At 74.6% G+C, this 6,442-nt stretch carries 5 protein-coding genes; 2 read left to right on the forward strand and 3 right to left on the reverse strand.

Annotated features, from left to right (window positions below; translation table 11 throughout):
• Positions 1 to 72 precede the first annotated feature (72 nt).
• From DZF91_RS30060 to DZF91_RS30070, 3 genes are all read right to left on the reverse strand, one after another.
• Positions 73 to 324, reverse strand: coding sequence for a hypothetical protein (locus DZF91_RS30060; protein WP_117360472.1), 252 nt, complete (start codon positions 322 to 324; stop codon positions 73 to 75).
• A 352-nt stretch (positions 325 to 676) separates the two neighbouring features.
• Positions 677 to 2,707: a vWA domain-containing protein gene (locus DZF91_RS30065; protein WP_117360473.1), complete on the reverse strand. Its 2,031-nt coding sequence runs from the start codon at positions 2,705 to 2,707 to the stop codon at positions 677 to 679.
• Between the two features lie 29 nt (positions 2,708 to 2,736).
• Positions 2,737 to 4,128 (reverse strand): sigma 54-interacting transcriptional regulator, encoded by a 1,392-nt coding sequence (locus DZF91_RS30070; RefSeq protein WP_117360474.1) that lies wholly within the window; start codon positions 4,126 to 4,128, stop codon positions 2,737 to 2,739.
• A 288-nt stretch (positions 4,129 to 4,416) separates the two neighbouring features.
• Between DZF91_RS30070 and DZF91_RS30075 the strand changes: the two genes are divergently transcribed.
• Positions 4,417 to 5,655 carry an FIST signal transduction protein gene (locus tag DZF91_RS30075; protein WP_117360475.1) on the forward strand — a complete coding sequence of 413 codons (1,239 nt, stop codon included), beginning with the start codon at positions 4,417 to 4,419 and terminating at the stop codon, positions 5,653 to 5,655.
• The coding region (locus tag DZF91_RS30080) for an ROK family protein (protein ID WP_235834654.1) at positions 5,652 to 6,442 on the forward strand (791 nt) is incomplete at its 3' end. The genes DZF91_RS30075 and DZF91_RS30080, both read left to right, overlap by 4 nt.

A 6,442-nucleotide genomic window follows, 5' to 3' on the forward strand; every position in this document is an offset into this window, starting at 1 on the left:
CGGTGCGGGAGCACCGGGCGGCCTCCCGGCCGGCTCCGCGGGCGGCGGAACGGGCCGAATGGGGCATCCCCGTTAGCGCGTGGACGGCCACTTCCGGTGGTGCATCATCTTGCAGTGGCCACCGTCCTTGATCGGCCCGGGCGGGCAGCCCCAGTGGCCGAACATGTGATGGTGGTGCCAGCCATGGTGGTAGTGGTGCCACCCGTGGTGGTGGCCCATGGGGATCTCGTCGGCGAGCGCGGGGCCCGATCCGAGCGCGATCACGGCGGCTGCGCCGAACCCGGCGGCGAGGACGCCGAGGAGCGGTCGTCGGTACGTCGTCACATTTCCCTCCGATGGCACTTACGGTGCCGTGGTGTTCACTCCGCGTAATGACTCCCCGGTGGCCTTCGGCGGTAATCCTGTTCCTCGGCAAAACCGCGCTCAACGTCGGCCCCACGGGCCTCACCCGCACCGGTTTCCGCCCTTTGGCCAGGTCAGGCCCGCACGGACGGCTCAACGACGGAAGGCCGAAAGGTGCTGGGGCGGCGACAGGAGGCGGGGGTTGGTCCAGCGACGGAAGGAGGGACTGCGCAGGGGGGTGATGGAAGGAGGGAACGCGCGGGGGCGGGGACGGGAGGGACTGCGCAGGGCGGTATGGGAGGAGGGAACGCGCGGGGCGGCGGTGTCGGGCGGGTCAGCGGCGTCCGCCTCGGCGGACGCTGAGGTAGTCGCTGACGACGTACTCGCCGAGCCGTTCGGCGTCGGGGGCGAAGACCCGGCCGCCGTTGCGGCGCGCCACCTCGTCCACGAAGGCGACCAGGCGGCGGTCGTCGGCCAGCATGAAGAAGTTCAGCGCCGCGCCGCGCCGGGTCATCTTGTCCACCTCGGCGGTGGTGAGGACGAGGGTGTCGGCGGACGGCGGGTAGTCGAACCAGGAACGGCCGTCCGGACGCAGGTGGGCGGTCGGCTCGCCGTCGGTCACCACCAGCACGATCGGCTCGAAGTCGGGGTGCCGGTCGAGGTGCCGTCCGGCGATCATCAGGGCGTGGTGCAGGTTGGTGCCCTGGACCATGTCCCAGTCGAGCCCCGCCATCTCGGTCGGGTGCAGCACCCGGGCGTAGTTGGAGAACCCGATGATCTGGATGGCGTCCTGCGGGAACGAGCTGGTCACGAGCGTGTGCAGGGCCAGGGTCGTCTGCTTGGCGGCGGCCCAGGTGCCGCGCAGCACCATGGAGTACGACAGGTCCACGAGCAGGCAGACCGCGGCGGCGCTGCGCCGCTCGGTCTCCTTCACCTCGAAGTCGTCCACGCTCAGCTTCACCCCCCGCCTTCCGCCGCCCGGCCCGCCCGTTCCGACGGAGCCGCCCGCCTCGCCCGGTCCGGCGGAAGGGGCGGCGGCGTGTGCCGCGGAGCGCCGGACGGCGTTGGAGACCGTCCGGACGACGTCGATCGGCTGCTCGTCGCCGAACCGCCACTCGCGCGTCGAGCCGGTCAGCTCGCCCGCCTGGCCCGCGTCGCGCCGGTCGTGGTCGCCGGAGCGGCCCGAGGTGAGCCGGGAGAAGACGCGGCGCAGCGCGGTCTCGCCCAGCCGCCGGACGGCCTTGGGCGTCAGTTCCAGCTCGCCCCGGTTGCGCCGCAGGTAGCCCTGCCGCTCCAGCTCGGCCTCCAGCCGGCGCAGCGCGGCCAGGTCGTCCACCGCGGACCGGCCGAGCGCGCGCCGGACGGCCTCCTCGTCGATGTCGTCCAGCCGGGCGCCGGGGTAGTCCTGGCCGAGCGCCGCCTCCAGCTCGGCCAGGTCGGCGAGCTCGGCGAGCGCGCCGGTGGCGTCGCTCATGCCGAGCGGACGGTCGCCGGACAGCTGGTCGGGCGTGCCCCAGCCCAGGTCGGGACGGCGGGTGCGGAGCGACTCGGTCAGCCGGGTCATCTCCATGGCGAGGCCCGCGTCCCGCATGACCTCGTCCATCAGGCCGGACAGCTCGGCCCGCTGCTCGGGCGTCAGCGACGCCATGAGCCGGTCCATCGCGGCGGCGCGGCGCGCCAGCGCGTCGACCAGTTCCTCGAGGTCGGCCGGGTTCTCCGGGAAGAACTCGCCGTACTCCCGCATGAACCGGTCGAAGTCCTCCTGGGTGTGCTCGCCGCGCGCGTCCTTGTCGAGCATGTCGTTGAGCGCGGCCATCATGTCCCGGACCCGCTCCATCGCCGCGGGGTCCTGGTTCGCGAGGGCCTGGCGCATGCCCTCGAACTGGGAGTCCAGGATCTCGCCGCGCAGCAGGTCCTTCAGGCGCTCGAAGGTGGCGCGCGCGGCGTCCGACCGCCACTGGTAGTCCGACAGCCGCCGGACGGCCTGTGCCGTGTCGGACGGCAGCGCGTCCAGCTCGGCCTCGCGCAGCCGCGCGTCGTCCGACGGGTCGGGGAACAGCTCGGCCCGCTCCTGCCCGACGGCGGTGTCGAGCAGCGCCCTGACCTGCTCCAGCGTGCCGTCCATCCGGCCGCGCCGGCGCAGCTCCCGCCGCCGCTCGCGGACCTCGCGGAGCAGGTCGTCCAGGCCGCGCCGGTTGCGCACGTCGTTCGGCAGCCCGCGGCGGAGCAGCTCGCGCAGCGCGTCGCCGGGCCGGGTGCCCTCCAGCACCGAGTCGCCGAGCGCGTCCAGCGCCTCCCGGACGTCGTAGGGCGGGGCGAGCGGGTCCGGGCCCTCGTGGTACGCCCCGTACCGGTAACGGCTCATGCCAACCTCAATGCGTCACGGGCGGTGTCTCACAGCGAATAGGTCCCGGTGTCGTCCTTCGACAGGCGCCGGGTCAGGAACAGTCCCTCCAACGCGAACTCCAGCGCGGCGGCGGCCTGGCCGGGGGACTCCCCGGACATGCCGAGCCGCTCGACGATCCTGGCCAGGCCGGGCACCCGGCCGGTGCGGCGCAGCAGCTCCTCGGCGGACACCAGCTCGCCCGACTCCACGGTCTCCCCGGAGTCGAACTTCTCCAGCAGGCCGGACAGGTCGGCCCCGCCCAGGGCGCGCCGGTAGGTCTCGGCGACCGCGCGGCGCAGCAGGTGCTCCAGCACCTCCTGCTCGCGGCCCTCTTCGCTGACCTCGAACTCGACCTTGCCCATCAGCGTCGGGACGACGGCGGGCAGGTCGCAGACCCGGGCGACCGGCCGGTCCTCCCCGGTGAGCGCGGCGCGCCGGACCGCCCCGGCCGCGACGGTCTCGGCCCCGGCCAGCGCGAACCGCGCCGACACCCCGGACCGGGCGTCCACGGCCGTGGAGTCCCGGACGAGGCGGGTGAACCGGGCGACGACCTCCAGCAGGTGGTCGGGCACCTCCGCGCCGCCGGCGCCGAGCTCGGCCTCCTGCCGGACGAGGTCCAGCTCGTCGGACAGCTCGACCGGGTAGTGGGTGCGGATCTCCGCGCCGAACCGGTCCTTCAGCGGCGTGATGATCCGGCCGCGGTTGGTGTAGTCCTCGGGGTTGGCGGACGCGACGAGCAGCACGTCCAGCGGCAGCCGCAGCGCGTAGCCGCGGATCTGGACGTCCCGCTCCTCCAGCACGTTCAGCAGCGACACCTGGATGCGCTCGGCCAGGTCGGGCAGCTCGTTCACGGCGAACACGCCCCGGTTGGTGCGCGGCACGAGCCCGTAGTGGACGGTCTCGGGGTCGCCCAGCGTGCGGCCCTCGGCGACCTTCACCGGGTCGACGTCGCCGATCAGGTCGCCCACGGACGTGTCCGGGGTGGCCAGCTTCTCGCCGTACCGCTCGTCCCGGTGCCGCCACGCGACCGGGAGGGAGTCGCCCAGCTCGTCGGACAGGCGCAGGCACCGCACGCACACCGGCGCGTACGGGTGGTCGTTGATCTCGCAGCCCTCGACGACGGGGGTCCACTCGTCCAGCAGTCCGGCGATCGTCCGGATCAGCCGCGTCTTGCCCTGGCCGCGCTCGCCCAGCAGCACCAGGTCGTGCCCGGCCAGCAGGGCCCGCTCCAGATGGGGCAGGACGGTGTCGTCGAAGCCGACGATGCCGGGGAACCTGGGCTGTCCGGATCTCAGCCGGTGCAGCAGGTTCCGCCGGATCTCTTCCTTCACGGTCTCGTACTGGTGGCCGCTGGTGCGCAGCTCGCCCAGTGTGCTCTCGCGAGGTGTGGATGCACGCACGCGACCGACCCTACGTCGCGCATCGCCGACCCGAACCCCCTCGCGTCCGCCCCATCCTCCCGCCCTCCGGGCCGCCGGCATGTGACGTCCCGTTCCATCGCCGCCCACCTGCGGACTTCGTTCTCCGGGCCGGTGCGGACCGTCCGGCGGCGGGTGGGAGAGGGTGTTCGGGAGCGGGGGAGGGCGGGTGTTCGGCGGCGCGGTTATCCACAGGCGGGGCGGTGGTTCGCGTCCGGGCCGGTCGAGCGGGGAGACTGGAGTGTGACCGTACGGAGATTGGGGGGACCGATGGCCCGATTCGGTGACGGGCTGGCGTTCGGCCCGGACCTGACCGAGGCGGCCGAGACCGCCGTCCGGCAGGCCCGCGCGGAGCTGTCGGCGACGCCAGACCTGGTCTGCGTCTTCGTCTCCGGCGGCGACCCCGCCGAGATCGAGGCCGCGGCCCGGCGCGCCTACCGGACGGCGGGGGCGCGGGTCTTCCTCGGCTGCTCGGCGGCCGGGGTGATCGGCGCGGGCCGCGGTGTCGAGGGGCGCGGCGCGGTGAGCGCCTGGGCCGGGGTGCTGCCGGAGGCGCGGCTCACGCCGTTCCGGCTGGAGACGCTGAAGGGGGAGGACCGGCTCATCGTCGTCGGCATGCCCGAGGCGAGCGACGACGACGCGGTGGGCGTGCTGCTCGCCGATCCGTACAGCTTCCCGATCGACGCGTTCGTCGAGCGGTCGGGTGAGGCGATGCCGGGGCTGCCCCTGGTGGGCGGCCTCGCGGACGGCCCGGAACGCGGCTCGACCCGCGTGTTCGTCAACGGCGACGCGTTCTCCGAGGGCGCGGTCGGGGTCGTCATCGGCGGCGCGGTGAACGCCGCGACCGTGGTCAGCCAGGGCGCGCGCCCCATCGGGCCGGACATGGTGGTCACCAAGGCCGAGGAGAACGTCCTGTTCGAGCTGGCGGGCGCGCCCGCGCTCACCAAGCTGGAGGAGGTCGTGCTCGCGCTGCCGCCCGAGGAGCAGGAGCTCGCCGGCCACGGCCTGCTGATCGGCGTCGCGATGGACGAGTACGCCGACGAGCACGAGCAGGGCGACTTCCTGGTCCGGGGCGTCGTCGGCGCGGACGAGGAGACCGGCGCCATCGCGATCGGCGACGTGGTGGACGTCGGGCGCACCGTCCGGTTCCAGGTCCGCGACGCGGACGCGGCCGAGGCCGACCTCGCCGAGCTGCTCGACCGGTTCGAACTGACGCCGGTCGAGGGCGCGCTGCTGTTCTCGTGCAACGGCCGGGGCCGCGCCATGTTCCCCGACTCCGACCACGACGCGCGCGTGCTGCACCGGGCGTTCGGCGGCGCGGCCGGGGTGGGCGGGTTCTTCGCCGCGGGCGAGATCGGCCCGGTCGGCGGACGCAACCACGTGCACGGCTTCACCGCGTCGATCCTCGCGTTCGGATCCTCGGGAGACGACCAGTCCGCGGGAGACGACCAGTCCGCGGGGCACGACCAGTTCACGGGCGACGACCAGTCCGCGGGAGACGACCAGTGAACCGTCCGCTCGTCCCGCGTCCGTCCCGGGAGACGGCGCCCGGCGCGGTCCCGGTGACCGTGCCCGGCCCCGCCCCGGCGACGGCCGCCGCGACCGCCACGGCGACGGTGTCCACGGCGGCGACGGCGGTGGTCACCCGGACGTCCCCGGAGGCGGTCCCGTTCGCCGGGGCCGACGCGCCGGTGCTCGCGATCGACATCGGCGGCACCAAGCTCGCCGCCGCCGTCGTGGAGCCCGGCGGGCGGATCGCCGTGTACGACCGCGTCCCCACGCCGAACGCGCCGGCCACCGACGCCGAAGGCCTGTGGCGCACGCTCGCCGCGATGCTCGAGAAGCTGCTCGCCGAGGCGGGCGAACCCGAGCTCGCCGGCGTCGGCGTCGGCTGCGGCGGCCCGATGACCTGGCCCGACGCGCACGTCTCCCCGCTGAACATCCCCGCCTGGCGCGGCTTCCCGCTCCGCGACCGGCTGCGCGAGACCTACCCCGGGCTGCCCGTCCGGGTGCACAACGACGCGATCTGCCTGGCGATCGGCGAGCACTGGCGCGGCGCGGGCCGGGGCCGCGCCAACATGCTCGGCATGGTCGTGTCCACCGGCGTCGGCGGCGGCCTCATCCTGGACGACCGGCTCATCGACGGCGCGAGCGGCAACGCCGGGCACATCGGCCACATCATCGTCGACCCGGACGGCCCGCCCTGCGGCTGCGGCGGGCACGGCTGCCTGGAGGCCGTCGCGCGCGGCCCCGGCCTGGTGGCCTGGGCGCGCGAGCAGGGCTGGCCCGGCGCGAC

The sequence above is a fragment of the Actinomadura logoneensis genome, from assembly GCF_003428695.1.
Taxonomy (GTDB): Bacteria; Actinomycetota; Actinomycetes; order Streptosporangiales; family Streptosporangiaceae; genus Spirillospora; species Spirillospora logoneensis.